We start from the raw sequence: 18,263 nt of genomic DNA on the forward strand, positions 1-18,263 counted from the left end.
TGGCTGCCGTCGCGCGGGCGTGCTGCGCGGGAATGACGAGGACCAAACGCCATGAGTCAGACCATCGCCGCCACCGGCATCTCATCCACCACCGAAAAAGCCACCCAGGAAACCCTGCTGTCGCCGCGCTTCTACCGCACGGACTACGACGCCATGGACCGCCTGGACATCACGCCCGTTCGTCGCGAATGGGACGAGATGATGGCCGAATTCGAGCGTGATGAGAACCGGCCCCACTTCCGCAAGGAAATCACCTTCGACGACGTCAACATTCCGGAAGAGCTGCACGACGAGTTCCTCGATTTCCTCACCACGTCGGTGACCTCGGAGTACTCCGGCTGCGTGCTCTACCAGGAAATCCAGAAGAACGTGCAGAACAAGGACATCGCCGACCTCATGGGCTACATGGCCCGGGACGAGTCGCGCCACGCCGGCTTCATCAACAAGTCCCTGAAGAACCTCGGCGTCGCCGTGGACCTCGGTTTCCTCAAGCGGGAGAAGGCGTACACCTTCTTCAAGCCGAAGTACATCTTCTACGCCACCTACCTCTCCGAGAAGATCGGCTACGCCCGCTACATCACCATCTACCGGCATCTCGAGCGGCACCCGGAGTACCGCTTCCACCCGATCTTCAACTGGTTCATGGAGTGGTGTAACGACGAGTTCCGCCACGGCGAGGCCTTCGCGCTGATCATGCGCGCGAATCCGCACCTGACCAGCGGCCTCAACAAGTTGTGGATCCGCTTCTTCCTGCTCGCGGTGTATTCGACAATGTACGTGCGCGACCACACCCGGCCCCAGCTTTACCGGGCGCTGGGCATGGACCCGACGGAGTTCGACTACAAGGTCTTCGACATCACCACGGAGATCAGCAAGCAGACTTTCCCGCTCACCCTCGATACGGACAACCCGGCCTTCCGCCGCGGCCTGGAGCGGCTGCGCGACATCAACGTCGCCACCCAGGCAGCCAAGCAGCGCGGCGGCATTGTCGGTGGGCTGCAGCGGGGCTGGCTGGCGCTACGCGGCGCGGCGACCTTCGCCCGCCTCTACCTCATGCCCGTGAAGTCGAACGAGCTGCCCGAGCAGGTGCGCATGGCACCGGCCTGGTGAGCCGCGGGTCAAGCCCGCCGCCAGGCTAACCCCGGCCGGTCCGCCAGCGACCGGCCACGTCCAGCCCGTGGGCCACGCCCGCCAGGGCAAGCCACAGGCCCGTGAGCGCAACCGGTGCACCGGTCAGCGCCGAGCGCAGCGCCAGCAGCAGGCAGGCGCCGGCGGCGAGATTGGGGAGCAGCATCCGGCCCCTGCCGGCGCACAGGAAAACTATCGCTTCAACCAGCACCAGCAGCAGTAGCGCATCGACGATGCGCCCGCTGGCGAACCAGCTTTCCACGCCGCCGGGGCCCGAGGCCCCGGCTAGCGGGCGAAGCCGAGGAGGTGGGCGACGTCCTTGAAGAAAATGCGCACGTGCGCCACCGGGCGGGCGCGCTGCAGCTTCTTCTGCGTGTAGGCTTGCCAGGTCAGGTACTGGACGTCCGGGTCCTTGCAGATCTTCACGAACTTCTCGCGGCGCTTGTCGGTCGTGTACCAGAAGCGCTGCATGATGCCGAGAATGAAAAAGACCCGGCCATGCTCGCGCATGAAGCGCTTGCGCGCGCGCTTGAGTACGCGCGCATCACCGGTAGCCAGGAACTGGGCCACGGCCTCACCGGCCAGGCGACCACCGACCATGGCGTAGTAGATGCCCTCGCCCGAGGCCGGCGCCACCACCCCGGCGGCATCGCCGGCGAGGAGGACGTTGCGCCCGTCGTCCCAGCGCTTCAGCGGCTTCAGGGGAATCGGCGCGCCTTCCCGGCGCACCGTGCGGGCGTCGGTCAGGCCCACGTCGGCCCGCAGCTTTGCCACGGACTCCGGCGCCGAGAAGTCCTTCTGCTCGCTGCCCACGCCGATACTGGTCTTGTCGCCGTGGGGGAACACCCAGGCGTAGAAATCCGGTGACAGCCGGCCCTGGTACCAGACATCGCAGCGCTGCGGGTCGAAGTCGGCGCCGTCGTTGGCCGCGGGCGACTCGACGATCTCGTGGTAGGCGAATACCGTGCGCACCTTGTCGCCACCGGGCACGCAGCCCGCGGCCACCCGGGAGCGGGCACCGTCGGCGCCGATCACCGCGCGGGCCACGACCTGCCGTTTCTCGCCCACCGTATCTTTGTCCAGGTAGGTGATTCGGACCCTGCCGTCGTCGAGGTACTCGAGCTCCTTGAAGGTGGCGGTGCGCACCGTCGCGCCGGCCTCCGCCGCGCGCTTGCGCAGCCAGGGGTCGAAGACGTCGCGGTCCACCATGCCGACATAGGTATCCCCTACGGGCATGTCGACACGCTCGTTGGCCGGGGAGACCATGCGCGCGGCGCTGATCCGGGCCACGAGCAGGTGCTGGGGGATATCGAAGTCCTCGATCAGCCGCGGCGGAATGGCGCCGCCGCAGGGCTTGATGCGGAAGGCCCGCTCCAGCAGGAGCACGCTGTGCCCGCCGCGAGCGAGGTCCGTGGCGGCAGTCGCACCGGCGGGACCGCCGCCGACCACGACCACGTCAAAGGTTTCTGTGTCCTGCATCCGGGTTACCTCCCCTGGAGTACCTCGGCCATGGCCACGTCCCCGAAGGTCGGTGCCGGCCGGTCAGCTGTGTTGTCCGTGGTAGCGAGGCGCACGGTCAGTCCGAGCACCGCCGCGTAGATGAACAGTGCCGCCTCGCCGGAAAAGACGATGGCGTAAGCGTGCACCGGGTTGTCGAGAAACTGTCGCGACACGTCGATGGCGACGGTGCCGAGAAAACCGCCCAGGCCGAAGGCAATGGCCTGGGCGCCGCCCCACAGCCCCATGCGGATACCCTCGCTGCGACGCCTGCCGCGACCGGCGAGGGTCATCATCGAAGCTATGGCGGCCACCGCGAAGGCGCCGTTGGCGACGCCGAGCAGGAAGACGTTGAGGCGCAGCGGCCAGGCGAGCGCCTGCCCGCCCCCGTAGGCGATGCCCGCCAGGGCCACTGCCGAGGCGGCACAGCCGCCCACGGTCCACCAGCGCAGCAGCCCCGGCGCCGCGCGCCGCGCGGCGGTACCGCTAATCGCCACGAGCAGCATGCCCAGGAGCACCCCGCCATGCTGCACGCCGGCAAGTTGCGTGGACTCCCCGGGAGTCATGCCGAAGACCGTGCCCGCGTAGGGCTCAAGGATCAGGTCCTGGGTGCTGTAGGCGAGCATGGAAACGAAAACGAAGATCGTGAAGCGGCGTGCGTCGGCCTCTTCCCAGACCTCGCGCAGTGCCTGCCCGAAGCGCGGCCGGGCGGCTCCTTGGGGGGATGCAGGGTCCTTTACATCCGCTGCGTCCAGCGGGGCCGGCGCCTGCTGTGCGGCACCTTCCACGCCCCAGAGCGCAAGCAGGGTGAGCAGGAAAGCCGCGGCCGAGACCGTGGCGGTAACGGCCACGAGGCGCTCGGGACTGAAGGGATCGAGGAAATGCCCGGCGGCGCCGGCGGTAATGGCGAAGCCGGCGATCATCATGATCCAGACGATGGTCGCAGCGGCCGCCCGGCGTCCCGGGTCGACCCGCTTGGCGAGGAGCGCGAGCAGCGAGGTCCCCGCCGCGCCGACGCCGAGACCGATAACCACGAAGGAACAGACCGCGATGGCGACGCCCAGCCCATGGGCCGTGGCCATGACGGCCGTGCCGGTCGCCGCGCCGACGCCGCCGAGGGCGAGGGCGAACATGCCGCCGATGATCCAGGGGGTGCGCCGCCCGCCCACGTCGGAGCGGTGGCCGAAGTGGGGCCGGCTCATCTGCACCACGTGGTGCAGGGCCACCAGGAAGCCGGGCAGCATGGCCGGCAGCGCCAGCTCGACGACCATGACCCGGTTGATGGTGGAGGTGGTGAGAACGACGATGGCGCCGAGCGACGTCTGCACGAGGCCCAGGCGGACGATGGCCAGCCAGCCGAGCCCCGGCGCGCTCACAGGGCAGCTCCGAGGCCGCGCACGGCCGCCGCGCTGGTCATCATGCCGAGGACGTAGAGGGTTACCCCGGTGCCGTTATACCAGGGCGCCAGCCCCTTGGGGTCAGTGAGGAGTCGCTTCATCGCCAGCCCCTGCAACAGGAGCAGCCCGGCAACGATAGCCGCGTGCCAGGGGCGGTCCCAGGAGGCCAGCAGCGCGATCACGGCGACCTGCGGCAGCGCCATCACCACGCAGGCCAGCTTCGCCGCCCGCTCGGGGCCGAGCTGCACCGGGATCGTGCGCACGCCGAGGCGGCGATCGCCCTCGATGGCCTTGAAGTCGTTGAGGGTCATGATGCCGTGCGCGCCGAGGCTGTAGAGCACGGCGAGAAACAGGATCGGTACCGGTGGCAGCACCCCGCCGAGCATGACCGCGGCCCCGGTTACCCAGGCCAGCCCCTCGTAGGCGAAGCCGCAGGCCGCGTTGCCCCACCAGCCGTTGAGCTTGAGCCGCGCGGGGGGCGCGCTGTAGGCCCAGGCGAGGGCGAGGCCGAGGAGCGTCGCCCAGAATACCGCGGGGCCGAGCACCCAGGCCACGGGCAGGGCGAGCAGCGACCAGAAAATGGCGTAGTAGAGACCGATGTTCCCCGGCACCCGGCCGGAGGGAATGGGCCGGTCCGGCTCGTTGATGGCGTCCACCTCGCGGTCGAACCAGTCATTGACCACCTGGCTCGCGCCGCAGACGAGGGGGCCGGCCAGAATGATGCCGGCAACGAAGGCCCAGGGCCGCTCCAGCAGGGGTGTGCCGGCAGAGACGACGCCACAGCCGAAAGCCCACATGGGCGGAAACCACGTGATGGGCTTGAGGAGCTGCAGGAGCGCCTTTGGATCGACGCGCGCACTACCGCTGACGACGGACTCTGAGCCTTGCATACCCCGACTATAGAAGCGCCCCCGGAGAGCGTCAATCAGGATTTACACTTTTGGCAGAAAAACTGTCAGCTTTTCTTGACAGAACGCAAGACAGCGGCAAGCAGGCGGACTTTCAGGAGGACACGACGTCCGACTCCACGCCGGAAATGTCGTAGCGGCGGAGTTTCGCGTAGAGGCTCTGGCGGCTCAGCCCCAGGAGCTCGGCGGCGGAGGCCCGGTTGTCCTGGGTCAGCTCGAGCGCGGCGCGGATGCACATGGCCTCGATGATGTCCGTCGACTCGCGGACCAGCTCCTTCAGGGGCATGCGGCCGACCCGCCGCGTGATCTGCTCGATGGACGCCGGCAGGCTCTCGCCGCTGGGCTGGCCGTCGCTCACCCGCCGGCTGACATCGCGGATATAGAAGGCGAGCCGTCCGCCGGGGCCGTCGTCCACCGTGCAGGCGGAAATCTCGACGTCCGTGTTCACCCCGCCCTCGCCGCGCAGCACGGTGGAGAAGAGCTTTACCGACCCGCGCTCGTTCAGGTTGGACAGCAGCACGGACAGGTCCACGCCGGAGCGGCCCAACCAGCGATCCGCAGACAGGCCGGTCAGGCGGTCTTCACCCACGACCTGCGCCAGGTCAAGGAAAGTCCTGTTGGCGGCCAGCACACGGCCCTCTGTGTCGGTAAGCAGCACCGCATCGGGCGCCCGCTGCAGGCTGGGCGGCAGGGCCTGCTCGTCGCCGCCGGCGTGCTCGGCGCTCTCCCGCGCGAAGCGCACCAGGAAGCGCGCTTCACTCCCCTGGCGCAGGTAGCTGACGACCGCGGTCAGCGGCGCGTCGTCGCCGTCGCGGGTCACGCCGGACAGCAGCACCCGGCCCGCTGCCTGGGCCTCGGTGAGCAGACCGGCCACATCGCGCTGGGAACGTTCCGAGAGGCCGAGGGGAAAGGGCTTGCCGACGACCCGGGCTCCACCACCGCCGAGAAGCTCACTGGCCGCCGGGTTCGCCTCGAGGACCCGCCCGCTGCCTGCATCCACGACCAGGATGGCGTCGGCGATCATGTCGAAGAGCTGCCGGTAGCGCGTCTCGACCTGGCGCAGGCGCCAGTAATCCTGCTCGAGGGCCTGCTGGGCATTGAGCAACTGCTGCCGGAGGCTGGCCACGGGACGCATGTCGCGTCCGGCGGCGATCACGCCGTCGCCATCCGGCAGCGCAACGAGCCGGTACTCCACCGGGAGTTGCGCGCCGTCTTCCAGCGTGTGCGCGAGGTCAATGCGCTGGGGCCTGCCGGGGTTGGCGCGCACGGCGGCCAGGGCCTCGGCGAGGCGCTGGCGGCTGTCGCCTTCCACGGTGTCGAGGAGAGAGCGGCCGAGCCAGCGGTCATCGATGTGCGCTGGAAGCTCGCCGCCATCCAGCGCAAGTTCAGCAATCCCGCCGTCTCTGTCGAGGACGAAACAAATGTCGGCTACCTTGGCGAGCAATCCGACCAGCGCTGCAGCGTCCAAATCGACGGCCATGCCCTCGCGTCCGAAATTATAAAGAATAGCGTTTTTATATCTTTTGCCGATAAACGGCGGAAGCGCAGATTATACACATCCCCCACCCAGACACACGCTCTTGCGGCATGTAAAGAAAGTAAACGCCATGTTTTGATATTTGTCAATTTCACTAGACTCATGAAGGTGTCAGGTTTAGTTGACATATCCCGGCGGGAGGACTAACTTTTCAGCAGCAACAGATAAATAGCGGTTGGTAGGACCCATGGCAGCACATTCCCAAGGTGCGGGCAGCGCCTCCTTGTACACGCCGGAGCAGCGCCGCCGGCGGGACGAGTCCCCCTGGACCCTGGTCCAGGGCATCCTCGCCCCACTCCAGTTCCTCGTCTTCCTGGTGAGCCTAGTACTGGTGGTGAACTTTCTCCTGAAGGGCACGGGTCTCGGCGCCGCGACCGCCTCCGTCGTGGTCAAGACCGGCATTCTCTACACCATCATGATCACCGGTGCCATCTGGGAGAAGGTCGTGTTCGGCCAGTACCTGTTCGCGCCGGCGTTCTACTGGGAAGACATGGTGAGCATGCTGGTGATCGCGCTGCACACGGCCTACCTGCTGAGCTGGCTGTTCGACTGGTTTACCCCGGCAGGGCAGATGTGGATCGCCCTCGCCGCCTACAGCGCCTACGTCATCAATGCCGCGCAGTTCCTTCTCAAGCTGCGCGCCGCCCGGCTGCAGGAGGCCGCCAACCGGGCGGCCGGCACGGCAGCCGGCGGCACACTCGCGGGAGCCGCAGAATGAGCAATGCCGTCCTCGCCAGCGATCGCCCCGGCAGCGCCCCGATCACCCAGGAGCGCGGCCAGCGCGCGGTGTTCTGCGGACTCACCTCCATCATCTGGCTGCACCGCAAGATCCAGGACGCCTTTTTCCTGGTCGTGGGGTCGCGCACCTGCGCCCACCTGATCCAGTCAGCCGCCGGCGTGATGATCTTCGCCGAGCCGCGTTTCGCCACCGCGGTCCTGCAGGACCGGGACCTGGCGGGCCTCGCCGACGCCAACGAGGAACTCGACCGGGTCGCCGCGCAAGTGATCGCGCGGCGGCCGGAGATCAAGACCGTCTTCCTGGTCAGCTCCTGTCCCTCGGAGGTGATCAAGCTCGACCTCGCCAACGCCGCCCAGCGCCTGGGCGAGAAGTACGACGGCCGGGTCCGCTTCGTGGACTATTCCGGCAGCGGCATCGAAACCACCTTCACCCAGGGCGAGGACAGCTGCCTGGAAAGCCTCGCCGCGAAGCTGCCTGCCGACGCTAGCGGCGAGCCGGCCCTCATGGTCGCGGGCAGCCTCCCGGATATCGTCGAGGACCAGTTTGCCCGCCTGTTCGAGCAGCTCGGCATCGGCCCGGTGCACTTCTTCCCGGCGCGCAGCGCCGCAGGCATGCCCCCGGTGGGGCCGAATACCCGCCTGCTGCTCGCCCAGCCCTTCCTGGGCAATGCCACCCGCGCCCTCGAAAAACGCGGCGCGCAGCTCCTGCAGGCTCCCTACCCCTACGGCGCCGAGGGCACCACGGCCTGGCTGCGCGCCGCCGCGGACGCCTTCGGCGTAGCCGGGGAGCATTTCGAACAGGTGACGGCGGCGCCGCGGGCGCGCGCCGAGCGGGCGCTGCAGGCGCCGCGGGAACGGCTGGCCGGCAAGCGCATCACTTTCCTGCCCGACTCGCAGATGGAGCTGCCGCTCGCGCGCTTCCTGCAGCGCGAGTGCGGCATGGAACTCGGCGAGATCGGCACCCCCTTCTTCGACCAGCAGACCATGGCCGCCGAGCTGCCGCTGCTGCCCGAGGGCGTGCGCATCACCGAGGGCCAGGACCTGGACCCGCAGCTGGACCGCGTACGCGCCGCCCGGCCGGACCTCACGGTCTGCGGCCTGGGCATCGCCAACCCGCTGGAATCCGAGGGGCTGCGCACCAAGTGGTCCATCGAACTGGTTTTCACCCCCGTGCACGGCTACGACCAGGCTGGCGATCTCGCCGGCCTGTTCACGCGGCCGCTGGCACGGCAGGACATGCTGGAGGTATAGGCAGCGATGGAGCTGACCTTCTGGACCTACGAAGGCCCGCCGCACGTCGGGGCCATCCGCATCGCCAATTCCATGCGCGGTGTCCACCTGCTGCTGCACTCGCCGCAGGGCGACACCTACGCCGACCTGCTCTTCACCATGATCGAGCGGGACCGCAAGCGCCCCCCGGTGACCTACACCACCTTCCAGGCCCGGGACCTCGGCTCCGATACGGCCGAGCTGGTTACCAGCACACTGCAGAGCACCGTGGACCGCTTCCGCCCGAGCGTGCTGCTGGTGGGCGATTCCTGCACTGCCGAGCTGATCCAGGACCAGCCGGGCACGCTCGCCACCGGCGCCGGGCTCGACGTCCCGGTCATCCCGCTGGAAATGCTCGCCTACTCGCGCAAGGAGAACTGGGGCGCTTCCGAGACCTTCTACTCGCTCGTGCGCGGCCTCCTCAACCGCCAGGCCCCGGAGCCGGGCTGGACCCGGCCGGCGCGGCCGGAAGGGCAGCGGCCGAAGGTGAACCTCCTCGGCCCGACCTCCCTGGGTTTCCGCTGCCGGGACGACATCATCGAAGTCCGGAAGCTGCTGGAGAGCGTCGGCGTCGACGTCGGCGTGGTCGCGCCGCTCGGTGCGAGCCCGCAGGACCTGCTGCGCATCCCGGAGGCCGACGCCAATCTCTGCCTCTATCCCGAAGTCGCGGACGCCACCTGTGCCTGGCTGCAGCGGACCTTCAAGCAGCCGACGATCAGCACGGTGCCCATCGGCGTGGGCGCCACCGGCGACTTCCTGCAGGAGCTCGCCGAGACCCTGGGCCTCACCGGCTGCGAAGTCACCGCCGACGCCGTCTGCCGCCTGCCCTGGTATTCCCGCTCCGTCGATTCGACCTACCTGACCGGCAAGCGCGTGTTCATCTTCGGCGACGCCACCCACGCCCTCGCCGCGGCCCGCATGGCCCGCGAGGAGATGGGCTTCGAGGTCGTCGGCCTCGGCACCTATGCCCGCGAGCAGGCCCGCGCCGTGCGCAAGGCCGCGAAAGACTACGGTCTCGAAGCACTGATCACGGACAACTACCTCGAGGTAGAGAAGGCCGTGGCCGAGCTGCAGCCGGAACTCGTGCTCGTCACGCAGATGGAGCGGCACATCGCCAAGAAGCTCGGTATCGGTTGTGCGGTCATCTCCACCCCGGCCCACGTACAGGACTACCCGGCGCGCTACTCGCCGCAGATGGGCTTCGAGGGCGCCAACGTGATCTTCGATACCTGGGTCCACCCGCTGGTCATGGGGCTGGAGGAGCACCTCCTGACCATGTTCCGGGAAGACTTCGAGTTCAACGACGACAAGGTGCCTTCGCACCTGGCCGCCGTTGGCGGCACCAGCCATCGTCCGGCCGAAGCGCCGGCAGCGGAAAGCGCGGAAGATGCCGCACTCCGCTGGGACGCCGACGCCGAGAAGGAGCTGAAGAAGATCCCCTTCTTCGTGCGCGGCAAGGCCCGGCGCAACACGGAAAAGTACGCGATGGAGCGCGGCGTGGCCGCCATCAACGTGGAGACGCTCTATGAAGCGAAAGCGCACTTCAGCCGCTGACACCCCGCTGCGGTTCGTCCTGGTCACCCTGGACAACCACGTCACGGGCAGCGTCGACCGGGCGGCTGCCGCCCTCGGCAAGGACCTCCCCGGCCTCGACGTGCGCACGCACGCCGCCGCGGCCTGGGACAAGCAGCCGGAGGAGCTGGAGCGCTGCCTGGCCGACATCGCCGAGGGCGACATCATCGTGGTCACCATGCTCTTCCTCGAGGAGCACATCAGCGCCGTACTGCCGGCGTTGACCGCCCGCCAGGACCACTGCGATGCGATGATCTGCTGCATGTCCGGCGCCGAGGTGATGAAGCTCACGCGCATGGGCCGCTTCACCATGGAAGGCGAGGCCAAGGGCCCGGTCGCCCTGCTCAAGCGCCTGCGCGGCAAGACCGGCAACGCCAAGTCCAGCGCCGGCGCCCAGCAGCTCACGGTGCTGCGCCAGCTGCCGAAGATACTGCGCTTCATTCCGGGCACGGCCCAGGACGTGCGCGCCTATTTCCTCACGCTGCAGTACTGGCTCGCCGGTTCCGAGGAAAACCTGCAGCGCATGATGGGCTTCCTGATCGACCGCTACGCCGACGGCCCGCGGGCCGCGCTGCGCGGCCAGCTGAAGACCCACTCGCCGATCGAGTACCCCGACGTCGGCCTCTACGACCCGAGCCTCAAGCGCGGCATCAGCGAAGACCTGAAGGATCTGCCCCGGGCGCCGAAGGGCTGCCGCGGCACCGTCGGCGTGCTGATCATGCGCTCCTACGCGCTGGCGGGGAACGCCGGCCACTACGACGCCGTCATCAAGGCCCTGCGCGACCGCGGTCTGCGCGTGATCACGGCCTTCGCCAGCGGGCTGGACGCGCGCCCGGCGGTTGAGAAGTACTTCATCGCGGACGGCGAGCCGGTAGTGGACGCCGTGCTCTCCCTGACCGGCTTCTCCCTGGTCGGCGGTCCGGCGTACAACGACTCGAAGGCCGCCGAGGACATGCTGGCGCGCCTCGACGTGCCCTACATCGCCGCCCATGCTCTCGAATTCCAGAGCCTGGAGCAGTGGGAGGCCTCCGAGAACGGCCTGATGCCCATCGAGGCAACCATGATGGTCGCCATCCCGGAACTGGACGGCGCCACCGGCCCCGCGGTCTTCGGGGGCCGCTCGGACGCCGCCGAGGGCAGCAGCGAACACGACATGCGCGCCCACCCGGAGCGGGTCGACGTTCTCGCCAACCGGGTACAGCGGCTGGTATCCCTGCGCCGGGGCAAGCGCGCCGAGCGCAAGGTCGCCATCGTCATCTTCAACTTCCCGCCGCACGCGGGAAACACGGGGACCGCGGCCAACCTCGCCGTCTTCGAGTCGCTGTTCAACACGCTCCGCGCCATGCAGGCCCGGGGCTACGCCGTGGACGCGCCCGAGGACGTGGACGCGCTGCGCCGCGCCATCATCGAGGGCAACGCCGCGCAGTTCGGCGCCATGGCGAACGTGCACGCGCACATCCCCGCCGACGACCACGTTGCCCGGGAGACCTACCTCGAGGAAATCGAGGCCCAGTGGGGGCCCGCCCCGGGCAAGGAACTCTCCGACGGCCGCAACATCTTCGTCATGGGCGCGCAGTTCGGCAATGTGCTCGTCGGCGTGCAGCCCGGCTTCGGCTACGAGGGCGACCCGATGCGGCTGCTCTTCGAGCGCGGCTTCACGCCCACGCATGCCTTCAGCGCCTTCTACCGCTACCTGCGCGAGGACTTCGGCGCCGATGCCGTGCTTCACTACGGCACCCACGGCGCGCTGGAATTCATGCCCGGCAAGCAGGCCGGCATGGCGGGCAGCTGCTGGCCGGACCGGCTTATCGGTGACCTGCCCAACTTCTACCTCTACGGTGCCAACAACCCGTCCGAGGGCCTGATCGCCAAGCGTCGTTCCGCGGCCACGCTGGTCAGCTACCTGACGCCGCCGGTCACCCAGTCCGACCTGTACAAGGGCCTGATCGACCTCAAGGCCTCCATCGAGCGCTGGCGCAGCGAGCAGGACAAGGGCGCCGAGGCCCGGTCAGACCTCGCCTCGCTCATCCAGAGCCAGGCCGCAGAGCTAGAGCTCTGCGCCGCCGAGCCGGCCTGGGACGACAACAGCTTCGACGCCGTCGAGGACCTGCGCCGCCGGCTCATCGAGGTGGAAGAGACGCTCATCCCCTACGGCCTGCACGTGGTCGGCGAAACGCCGTCGCGCGAGGAGCAGCTCGACATGCTCGGCTCCATCGCCCTGGCCAGCCACGACCTCGACCTGGACCGGGAGACGCTCGCGGCGCTGCTGGACGGGGAGGAACCGAAAGCGGTCGCGGCGCAGCTGGCGGAGGCCGGCGCCGGGGACGCCGACGAGGAAAAGCTGCTCGAGGCCTGCAAGCAGCTGGCCCGGACCGCGCTCATGCTCGGCACCGACAGCGAGCTCGACGCCATCCTCCGCGCCCTGGACGGCCGCTTCATCCGCCCCGCACCGGGCGGCGACCTGCTGCGCACGCCGGACGTGCTGCCGACGGGCCGCAACCTTCACGGCTTCGACCCGTTCCGCCTGCCCAGCCGCTTCGCCCTGCGCGATGGCGCCCGGCAGGCGCAGACGCTCCTCGACCGGCACGCCGCCGAGGGCAACGGGGTACCGGAGTCCATCGCCCTGGTGCTCTGGGGCTCGGACAACCTCAAGAACGAGGGCGGACCCATCGCCCAGGCCCTCGCACTCATCGGCGCCGAGCCGAAGTTCGACGGCTACGGCCGTGTCTGCGGCGCCATGCTCAAACCGCTGGAGGAACTGGGCCGGCCGCGGATCGACGTGATCATCACCCTCTCCGGCATCTTCCGTGACCTGCTGCCGCTGCAGACGCGCATGCTCGCCGAGGCCGCCTACCTCGCCGCCGAGGCCGACGAGCCCGCCGAGCTGAACTTCGTCCGCAAGCACGCGCTCGCCTACCAGGCCGAGCACGGCTGCGACCTGGAAACGGCAGCCCTGCGCGTGTTCTCGAACGCCGAGGGCGCCTACGGCTCCAACGTGAACCTGCTGGTGGACAACAGCCGCTGGGAGGACGAGGGGGAGCTCGCCGATACCTACACCTCGCGCAAGTGCTACGCCTACAGCCGCTCCGGCCAGTCCGCGCCGCAGGCAGACCTGCTCAACTCGATACTTTCCAACGTGCAGCTCGCCTACCAGAATCTCGACTCTGTCGAGGTCGGCGTCACCACCCTGGACCAGTACTTCGACACGCTCGGCGGCATCAGCCGCGCCGTGAAGCGCTCCCGCGGCGAAGACGTGCCGATCTATATCTCCGACCAGACCACCAGCAACGGCAAGGTCCGAACCCTCGCCGAGCAGGTGGCCCTGGAAACGCGCACCCGCGTGCTCAACCCGAAGTGGTACGAGAGCGTCCTCGAACACGGTTTCGAGGGCGTGCGGCAGATCGAGTCCCATGTGACCAATACCATGGGCTGGTCCGCCACCACCGGGCAGGTAGCCCCCTGGGTCTACCAGAAGCTGTCCGAGACCTTCATCCTCGATGAGGAAATGCGCAAGCGTCTCGCCAAGCTCAACCCCGCGGCCTCGGTCAAGGTAGCCAACCGGCTCCTCGAGGCACACGATCGCCAGTACTGGAACCCCGACGAGGCCACCCTGGAAGCCCTCCGCCGTGCCGGCGAGGACCTCGAGGACTGGCTCGAAGGCGTCACGGAAGAGGTAGCCGCATGAGTCTCGACAATAACATCCCCGTACAGCTCGTCGACCCGCCGGGGAGCCCCCCGGACGGCGACGGCTCCGTCCAGGTCCACCTGGATCCCGAAATCGATATCGGCCAGGCGCAGGTGTTCGCCGTCTACGGCAAGGGCGGGATCGGCAAGTCCACGACCTCGTCGAACCTGTCGGTCGCCTTTTCCAAGCTCGGCAAGCGGGTCATCCAGATCGGCTGCGACCCGAAGCACGACTCCACCTTCACCCTGACCAAGGCCCTCATGCCGACCGTCATCGACGCCCTCGAGGAAGTGGAATTCCACAGCGAGGAGCTGCAGATCGAGGACTTCGTGCACGAGGGCTACAACGGCGTCATGTGCGTCGAGGCCGGCGGCCCGCCCGCCGGTACCGGCTGCGGTGGCTACGTGGTCGGCCAGACGGTGAAGCTGCTCAAGCAGCACCACCTCCTGGAGGACTCGGACGTGGTCATCTTCGACGTCCTCGGCGACGTGGTCTGCGGCGGCTTTGCCTCACCGCTGCAGCACGCCGAACGCGCGCTGGTGGTCACCGCCAACGACTTCGACTCGATTTTCGCCATGAACCGCATCGCCGCGGCCATCGGCGCCAAGTCGAAGAACTACAAGGTGCGCCTCGGTGGCGTGATCGCCAACCGCAGCGAGCAGACCGACGAGATCGACCGCTTCAACGCGGCCGTGGGCCTGAAGCGCCTCGCCCACTTCCCGGCGCTCGACGTCATCCGCCGCAGCCGCCTGAAGAAGTGCACGCTGTTCGAGATGGAACCCTGCGAGGGCCTCGAGGAGGTGCAGCAGGAGTACCTGAACCTGGCGGAGTCGCTGCTTCGCGGCATCGAGCCGCAGGAGGTCACGCCCATGAAAGACCGCGATCTCTTCGACTTCCTGGGCTTTGATTGAGACTTCGACTGATGGCGAGTACGAGCTACAACGAGCGGCGCTCCGAGATAGAGACCTATTTCGACCGCACCGCCGCGGACGCCTGGTCCGCGCTGACCTCCGACGCGCCGGTCAGCCGCATCCGGCAGACCGTGCGTGCAGGCCGCGACGAGATGCGCGCAACGCTGCTGTCCTGGCTCCCCGCGGACCTCACCGGGCTCAAGGTGCTGGATGCGGGCTGCGGCACCGGTGCTTTCAGCGTCGAGGCGGCGCGCCGCGGCGCGAGCGTGGTGGCCATCGACCTCTCCCCGACGCTGGTCGAGCTCGCCCGGGAACGGCAGCCTACCGATCTCGCACCGGGCCATATCGACTTCCGGGTGGGCGACATGGCCTCGGTGGAGGGTGAGAGCTTCGACTACGTCGTGGCGATGGACTCGGTGATCCACTACGACCCGCAGCACGCCGTCGAGGTCCTCGAGCGGCTCGCTGCCAACGTGCGCTGCGCCATGCTGTTCACTTTCGCCCCGCGCACGCCGCTGCTGGCGGTCATGCACGCGGTGGGCGGCCTGTTCCCGCGCGGTGACCGCGCGCCGGCCATCGTGCCCATCGGCGAAAAGCGGCTCCACGGCGACCTCGCCAGCGCACCGGGCCTGGCGGACTGGCAGCGCGGGCGCAGCCACCGCGTGAAAAGCGGTTTCTACACCTCCCAGGCCTGCGAACTGCGCCGGCGGGAGGCGAACAGCGGGTGAAGCGCTCCGTGGCCATCACGCAGAAAGTGCTGTCCCGGCTGGGGACACGCTGGCTGCCTTTTGCCGACGCGGTCACCGAGGAACTGCCGCTGGACCGGCTGCTGCGCCTGTCCCTGTTCCAGGTCTCCGTCGGCATGGCCATCGTGCTCCTCAACGGCACGCTGAACCGGGTCATGGTCCTCGAACTCGATCAGCCCGCCTGGCTGGTCTCGGTCATGGTGTCCCTGCCGCTGCTCTTCGCCCCGGCACGGGCGCTCATCGGCTTCCGCAGCGACCACCACCGCTCGGCCCTCGGCTGGCGGCGCGTGCCCTATCTCTGGCTGGGCAGCATCGCCCAGTTCGGCGGCCTCGCCATCATGCCCTTTGCCCTGCTGGTGCTCTGGGACCCGGCCATGGGCCCCGCCTGGGTGGGTCCGGCCGCGGCAGCGCTCGCCTTCCTCCTCGTCGGCGCCGGCCTGCACACCACGCAGACCGCGGGCCTCGCCCTGGCCACGGACCTCGCCAACGAGGAAAACCGGCCGCGGGTGGTCGCCCTGCTCTACGTCATGCTGCTCGTGGGCATGATCGGCAGTTCCTTCGTCTTTTCCTTCCTGCTTGCGGACTTCAGCCCGGTGCGCCTGATCCAGGTCATCCAGGGCGCCGCCGCGGTCACCGTCGTGCTGAACGTGGTCGCTCTCTGGAAGCAGGAAGCCCGCGACCCGTCGCGCAATCGCGGCATAGAGCGCCCGCCGTTCCGAGAAGCCTGGCGCCGGCTGTGCCAGCAGGGGCGCGCCACCCGCCTGCTGCTCGCCGTGGCCCTCGGCAGTGCCGGCTTCAGCATGCAGGACATTCTCCTCGAGCCCTACGGCGGCGAGGTCCTCGGCCTCTCGGTCAGCGCCACGACCGGACTGACGGCGATTTTCGCCCTCGGCATGCTCGGCGCCTTCGCCTTCGCCTCCCGGCAGCTCAGCCGCGGCGCTGACCCGGTGCGCCTGGCCGCCTACGGCGCGCTGGTGGGCATCTTTGCGTTTGCGGCAGTGATTTTCGCGGCGCCCCTCGGCTCGGCGGACCTGTTCCGCTTCGGCACCTTCGCCATCGGTCTCGGCGGCGGCCTCTTCGCCGTCGGCACGCTGACGGCGGCGATGCGCCTCGGCGAGGACGGCCAGGCCGGCCTCGCCCTCGGTGCCTGGGGCGCGGTGCAGGCCACCGCTACCGGCCTTGCCGTTGCGGCCGGCGGCGCCCTTCGAGACACGGTCGGCCACCTGGCCGCCAGCGGCGCCCTCGGCGAGGCCCTGGTCGGTCCCGCGACGGGCTACGGCGCCGTCTACCACCTTGAGATCGCGGTGCTTTTCGCCGCGTTGGTCATTATCGGGCCGCTGGTCAGGGGCCCGGAAGACGAGGTCGTGCGCCAGCCGGCGTTCTATCTCGCGGAGTTCCCCGAATGACGAAAGCCCTGATGGAGGTGCTGACATGATTGGTGACATTACCGGCTACATGGACGTGGCTCAGATGACGCTGTACGCGTTCTGGCTGTTCTTCTTCCTGCTGGTGCTGTACCTGCACCGGGAAAACAAGCGCGAAGGCTACCCGCTGCAGACCGACGACTACCGCAACGTCGAGGTGGTCGGCTTCCCGGGCCTGCCCGACCCGCACACCTACGACATGCTCCACGACGCCGGCGACGTGGTCCGCCCCGGCAAGGATGCGCCGGAGTATGAGCTCAAGGCCAAGCGCATCAACCCGCACTTCGGTGACCCTTTCCATCCCACCGGCGATCCGCTGGTCGATGGCGTCGGCCCGGCGGCGTGGGCCATCCGCCCGGACTTCCCGGACCTGACCTTCGAGGGGGAGCCGAAGGTCGTCCCCATGCGAATCGCCACGGAGTTCAAGGTCGCTCACCAGGATCCGGACCCCCGCGGCAAGGATGTGCTCGGCCTCGACAACGAGGTGGCTGCCACGGTGACCGATATCTGGGTTGACCGCAGCGAGCCGCAGGTCCGCTACCTCGAGATCGAGGTCAAGGAGAACGGCAAGCGCGCCATGATCCCCATCACCCTGTCCCGCGTGCGCGGCGACGGCACCGTGAAAGTGCACTGCCTGCGGGCCGCACAGTTCGCGAATATGCCCACGCTCGCCAACCCGGACCAGATCACGCTCCAGGAAGAGGACCGCGTCTGCGCCTATGTCGGTGGCGGCACCCTCTACGGCACCCGGGAGCGCACGGAGCCCCTGCTATGAGTCATTCCCACGCCAACAACGAGTACGACCACGAGCCGATCCGCGGCCTGCCGGAGGAACTGCCGGCCGGCGAGGAGATCCTGTGCCAGGTCGAGCCCGACGGCTGGAGCATGGCGCGACGGACCTTCCACACGGTGCAGGTCGGCGTGTACTTCGCCATCCTCATCGCCGCTCACCAGGCCTACCACTACAGCACCGGCGGCAGCGTCGCCCAGGGCCTCTCCAGCCTCGGCTGGCAGCTCGCCCTGGCCGCGGCGGGCCTGGGCATTCTCTACGGCCTCGGCGTGCTCTACGCCCGGACGACGGTCTACACGCTGACCAATCGCCGCGTGGTGCTTCGCTTCGGCGTGGCCCTGCCGATGATGATCAACCTGCCCCTCGACCGCATCGATGCCGCCGACCTGCGCCCCTTCGGCGACGGCACCGGCGACATCGCCCTGCGCCTGGCCAAGGGCGAGTGGATTTCCTACTGGGCCCTCTGGCCGCACGCCCGCCCCTGGCACCTGTCGCCGGTGATTCCGAGCCTGCGCAGCGTACCCGGAGCCGAGAAGGTCGCCGAGACACTGATCGCCGCCGTGGCGGCGCGCAGCAACGATATCGCCGTGGCCCGGCAGCACGGCCGTGAACGGGCAGCCCGCGACGACCGCCTCGCGCCGGCAGGGGCCCTGGCGTGACC

General features: G+C 68.7%; 15 protein-coding genes. 10 read left to right on the plus strand and 5 right to left on the minus strand.

The window, feature by feature from the left end; genetic code table 11:
* Positions 1-51: 51 nt before the first annotated feature.
* Positions 52-1,110, plus strand: a complete 1,059-nt coding sequence (gene acsF, locus RKE50_RS15000) for a magnesium-protoporphyrin IX monomethyl ester (oxidative) cyclase (protein WP_350037660.1) — start codon at positions 52-54, stop codon at positions 1,108-1,110.
* A gap of 25 nt (positions 1,111-1,135) precedes the next feature.
* Here the strand turns inward: acsF and RKE50_RS15005 are convergent, their stop codons facing one another.
* The 5 genes from RKE50_RS15005 to ppsR form a co-directional block, all read right to left on the minus strand.
* Positions 1,136-1,390, minus strand: coding sequence for a hypothetical protein (locus tag RKE50_RS15005; protein ID WP_350037662.1), 255 nt, complete (start codon positions 1,388-1,390; stop codon positions 1,136-1,138).
* Positions 1,391-1,413: 23 nt separating this feature from the next.
* Complete coding sequence (locus RKE50_RS15010) at positions 1,414-2,607, minus strand: geranylgeranyl diphosphate reductase (protein ID WP_350037664.1); 1,194 nt, start codon at positions 2,605-2,607, stop codon at positions 1,414-1,416.
* A gap of 5 nt (positions 2,608-2,612) precedes the next feature.
* Positions 2,613-4,001: a BCD family MFS transporter gene (locus RKE50_RS15015; RefSeq protein WP_350037666.1), complete on the minus strand. Its 1,389-nt coding sequence runs from the start codon at positions 3,999-4,001 to the stop codon at positions 2,613-2,615.
* Positions 3,998-4,912: a chlorophyll synthase ChlG gene (gene chlG, locus RKE50_RS15020; protein ID WP_350037668.1), complete on the minus strand. Its 915-nt coding sequence runs from the start codon at positions 4,910-4,912 to the stop codon at positions 3,998-4,000. Before chlG ends, RKE50_RS15015 begins: the two co-directional genes overlap by 4 nt.
* A gap of 112 nt (positions 4,913-5,024) precedes the next feature.
* The gene (gene ppsR / locus RKE50_RS15025) at positions 5,025-6,410 is read right to left on the minus strand and encodes a transcriptional regulator PpsR (protein ID WP_350037670.1); all 1,386 of its coding nucleotides are present in this window, start codon (positions 6,408-6,410) and stop codon (positions 5,025-5,027) included.
* Between the two features lie 244 nt (positions 6,411-6,654).
* Between ppsR and bchF the strand changes: the two genes are divergently transcribed.
* From bchF to puhB, 9 genes are read left to right on the plus strand one after another with little or no spacing between them, the layout of a single operon-like run.
* Positions 6,655-7,185, plus strand: coding sequence for a 2-vinyl bacteriochlorophyllide hydratase (gene bchF / locus RKE50_RS15030; protein WP_350037671.1), 531 nt, complete (start codon positions 6,655-6,657; stop codon positions 7,183-7,185).
* Positions 7,182-8,456 (plus strand): ferredoxin:protochlorophyllide reductase (ATP-dependent) subunit N, encoded by a 1,275-nt coding sequence (locus tag RKE50_RS15035; protein WP_350037673.1) that lies wholly within the window; start codon positions 7,182-7,184, stop codon positions 8,454-8,456. Before bchF ends, RKE50_RS15035 begins: the two co-directional genes overlap by 4 nt.
* A 6-nt stretch (positions 8,457-8,462) precedes the next feature.
* Entirely contained in the window at positions 8,463-10,028 is a 1,566-nt protein-coding gene (gene bchB / locus RKE50_RS15040; protein ID WP_350037675.1) for a ferredoxin:protochlorophyllide reductase (ATP-dependent) subunit B, read from the plus strand.
* A complete protein-coding gene (locus tag RKE50_RS15045; RefSeq protein ID WP_350037677.1) occupies positions 10,000-13,731 on the plus strand; it encodes a magnesium chelatase subunit H in 3,732 nt (1,243 codons plus the stop codon). Before bchB ends, RKE50_RS15045 begins: the two co-directional genes overlap by 29 nt.
* The gene (bchL, locus tag RKE50_RS15050; RefSeq protein ID WP_350037679.1) at positions 13,728-14,642 is read left to right on the plus strand and encodes a ferredoxin:protochlorophyllide reductase (ATP-dependent) iron-sulfur ATP-binding protein; all 915 of its coding nucleotides are present in this window, start codon (positions 13,728-13,730) and stop codon (positions 14,640-14,642) included. Before RKE50_RS15045 ends, bchL begins: the two co-directional genes overlap by 4 nt.
* Positions 14,643-14,653: 11 nt before the next feature.
* Positions 14,654-15,370 (plus strand): magnesium protoporphyrin IX methyltransferase, encoded by a 717-nt coding sequence (gene bchM, locus RKE50_RS15055; RefSeq protein WP_350037680.1) that lies wholly within the window; start codon positions 14,654-14,656, stop codon positions 15,368-15,370.
* A complete protein-coding gene (locus tag RKE50_RS15060; RefSeq protein WP_350037682.1) occupies positions 15,367-16,794 on the plus strand; it encodes a BCD family MFS transporter in 1,428 nt (475 codons plus the stop codon). The genes bchM and RKE50_RS15060 overlap by 4 nt, the downstream gene beginning before the upstream one ends.
* Before the next feature lie 25 nt (positions 16,795-16,819).
* On the plus strand, positions 16,820-17,587 hold the full coding sequence (puhA, locus tag RKE50_RS15065) for a photosynthetic reaction center subunit H (RefSeq protein WP_350037683.1): 768 nt from the start codon (positions 16,820-16,822) through the stop codon (positions 17,585-17,587).
* Positions 17,584-18,261, plus strand: coding sequence for a photosynthetic complex putative assembly protein PuhB (puhB, locus tag RKE50_RS15070; protein WP_350037685.1), 678 nt, complete (start codon positions 17,584-17,586; stop codon positions 18,259-18,261). Before puhA ends, puhB begins: the two co-directional genes overlap by 4 nt.
* Positions 18,262-18,263: the final 2 nt, after the last annotated feature.

It is taken from the genome of Pseudohaliea sp., from assembly GCF_040217025.1.
In the GTDB taxonomy this organism is placed as follows: domain Bacteria; phylum Pseudomonadota; class Gammaproteobacteria; order Pseudomonadales; family Halieaceae; genus Pseudohaliea.

Bases quoted from the DNA above. Each gene is read 5' to 3' on its own strand.
- RKE50_RS15010 (WP_350037664.1), bottom strand. From the start codon at position 2,607: ATGCAGGACACAGAAACCTTTGACGTGGTCGTGGTCGGCGGCGGTCCC.
- puhB (WP_350037685.1), top strand. From the start codon at position 17,584: ATGAGTCATTCCCACGCCAACAACGAGTACGACCACGAGCCGATCCGC.
- bchM (WP_350037680.1), top strand. From the start codon at position 14,654: ATGGCGAGTACGAGCTACAACGAGCGGCGCTCCGAGATAGAGACCTAT.
- RKE50_RS15035 (WP_350037673.1), top strand. From the start codon at position 7,182: ATGAGCAATGCCGTCCTCGCCAGCGATCGCCCCGGCAGCGCCCCGATC.
- ppsR (WP_350037670.1), bottom strand. From the start codon at position 6,410: ATGGCCGTCGATTTGGACGCTGCAGCGCTGGTCGGATTGCTCGCCAAG.
- puhA (WP_350037683.1), top strand. From the start codon at position 16,820: ATGATTGGTGACATTACCGGCTACATGGACGTGGCTCAGATGACGCTG.
- bchB (WP_350037675.1), top strand. From the start codon at position 8,463: ATGGAGCTGACCTTCTGGACCTACGAAGGCCCGCCGCACGTCGGGGCC.
- chlG (WP_350037668.1), bottom strand. From the start codon at position 4,912: ATGCAAGGCTCAGAGTCCGTCGTCAGCGGTAGTGCGCGCGTCGATCCA.
- bchL (WP_350037679.1), top strand. From the start codon at position 13,728: ATGAGTCTCGACAATAACATCCCCGTACAGCTCGTCGACCCGCCGGGG.
- acsF (WP_350037660.1), top strand. From the start codon at position 52: ATGAGTCAGACCATCGCCGCCACCGGCATCTCATCCACCACCGAAAAA.
- RKE50_RS15045 (WP_350037677.1), top strand. From the start codon at position 10,000: ATGAAGCGAAAGCGCACTTCAGCCGCTGACACCCCGCTGCGGTTCGTC.
- bchF (WP_350037671.1), top strand. From the start codon at position 6,655: ATGGCAGCACATTCCCAAGGTGCGGGCAGCGCCTCCTTGTACACGCCG.